Raw genomic sequence first — 2,054 nt, forward strand, 5'->3', positions numbered from 1 at the left:
CTGTTTTGTCCTTTTTTATTTGGGCTTAATTGGCTATCCAATAGATAGATAAGTTTCGCCGCTTCATTTACCCGGCCGGTTCGAACAGCACTATTTTCAAAATGTAGTTTTTCCGGATCAGTTCAAAAAGTTGTGGAGTAATAAAAAAATATAGCTTTGCTTCTGGATGAAAAAAGATATTCAGGACGGCTATTTCGCGTTGGTAGAACTATTTCTACCAGAGTTTATATTAAATCATTTCAAACTAAATGAGGTTCGTAAAGAACAAGATATTTTCCATCTCCAATTGGAAGAAGTAAATAATGTTCCTGAAAATTTTTCATCTGAACAAATACAATCAAAAGGCTTCTTTCCAACTATTACCATCCAGGATTTTCCTATCCGTGGCCATAAAGTGTATATGCACATTAAACGCAGACGCTGGCTACGTGTAAGAACGGGGGAGGTAATTTATCGGGATTGGTCCGTTGTGGCTCCGGGAACGCGTATAACCAATGAGTTCGCGGCTTTTTTAAAAGAAATCAGTCGATACTACGGCCATTGACATTGCTACTATAGCGTCTGTTCATGGTGTAAAGAGCCGTACGCTTTCCAGACAGTATAAAAATACCCTGAGCGAGTTCAAAGATTGGGACCAACGTTCCCATGCCCGCCAATGGATACTTTATCCTCAGAACCTTGGGGCGCAACTATCTATTGATGAAACCAGTCTGTCCCATGACGAGCTTTATACCATCGTTACCAACAAAGCGGCACAAGGTAAGAAAGGCTCCATTGTCGCTATTGTAGCCGGTACAAAAGCAGACAAGGTGATAGAGGTACTGAACCGCATTCCGGAGAAACAAAGGTTAGAGGTAAAGGAAATCACGATGGATATGGCCGGTAGCATGGAGATGATAGCACGGCGAAGCTTTCCGGCAGCTATGCGGGTCACAGACCGCTTCCATGTTCAGAAATTGGCAACGGAAGCCCTGCAGGAAATAAGGATCAAATATCGCTGGCAAGCCCTGGATGCGGAAAACGATGCCATCGAGAAAGCCAAGGAGGCTGGTACCGCTTATCTTCCCGAGGTATTGCCTAATGGCGATACCGTAAAACAACTGCTTGCCAGAAGCCGCTATGTACTCTACAAAAAGCCAGCTTTTTGGACGCAAAGTCAACAACAAAGGGCTGAACTGCTTTTTGAACGCTATCCGGATCTGGAACGCGCATATAACCTTTCACTTGAACTTGGGAATGTATATGACAAAACACAAGATAAACTCTACGGTCTGACTCGTCTGGCTAAATGGCACGAAAAAGTAAGGCAAGCCGGATTTAAAGCATTTAACTCTATATCCAGATCTATACAAAGTCATTACAAAACTATCGTCAACTACTTCGACAACAGGTCGACAAATGCTTCAGCAGAATCTTTCAATGCAAAAATAAAAGCCTTCAGAAGGCAACTCAGAGGAGTAAGATCAATTGAATTTTTCCTGTTCAGATTTGCCAAAATTTATGCCTGATTTTATTCAACTCCACAACTTTTGGTATTGGTCCGTGAGTCATTCGGTGAGTTCATTTTAGTACAAAAATTACTCACCAGCTTTTCCTGAAATGCTTGTATACTAAGCTGTTCAGCATTTGAACATCTTGTTTGCAGTCGGTAATCAATCTATTTTTATCACTGCAAAAAGGTCACCACCCATGCAATCAAATTTCAGTTTTCTCTTCTACTTGAAGAAACCCAAAGGTTATGTATCAGGTCCGGCGCCAATCTATTTACGTATTACCGTAGATGGATTACGAGCCGAGATGTCTGTTGGTAGAGAATGCCCTCCGGAAAAATGGAACTCCCAGGCGGGTATTGCCTCAGGCAGTAAAGAAGATACCAAAGCCCTCAATGCTTACCTGAATATTCTACAAGGAAAAATCCATCAAAACCATGCACTGTTGTTAGCTGCAGGCGAGCCGGTAACCGCCGAGGTACTTAAAAACAAAGTATCGGGTAAAACGGAAAGAGGTAGAAGCCTGGTCAAAATCTTTCAAGACCATAACAACAAAATTGAAGC

General features: G+C 42.1%; 3 protein-coding genes. All 3 read left to right on the top strand.

All coding sequences use genetic code 11. The annotated features are described in order from the left end of the window. Nucleotides 1-166: 166 nt before the first annotated feature. A complete protein-coding gene (locus tag ACTHJT_RS10530) occupies nt 167-544 on the top strand; it encodes an ISAon1 family transposase N-terminal region protein (protein WP_440237982.1) in 378 nt (125 codons plus the stop codon). Nucleotides 545-554: 10 nt separating this feature from the next. After that, the gene (locus ACTHJT_RS10535) at nt 555-1,508 is read left to right on the top strand and encodes an ISAon1 family transposase (RefSeq protein ID WP_440237984.1); all 954 of its coding nucleotides are present in this window, start codon (nt 555-557) and stop codon (nt 1,506-1,508) included. 181 nt (nt 1,509-1,689) lie between these two features. Then, the coding region (locus tag ACTHJT_RS10540; RefSeq protein WP_440237983.1) for an Arm DNA-binding domain-containing protein at nt 1,690-2,054 on the top strand (365 nt) is incomplete at its 3' end.

Source organism: Cytophaga sp., assembly GCF_051961495.1.
Taxonomy (GTDB): domain Bacteria; phylum Bacteroidota; class Bacteroidia; order Cytophagales; family Cytophagaceae; genus Cytophaga.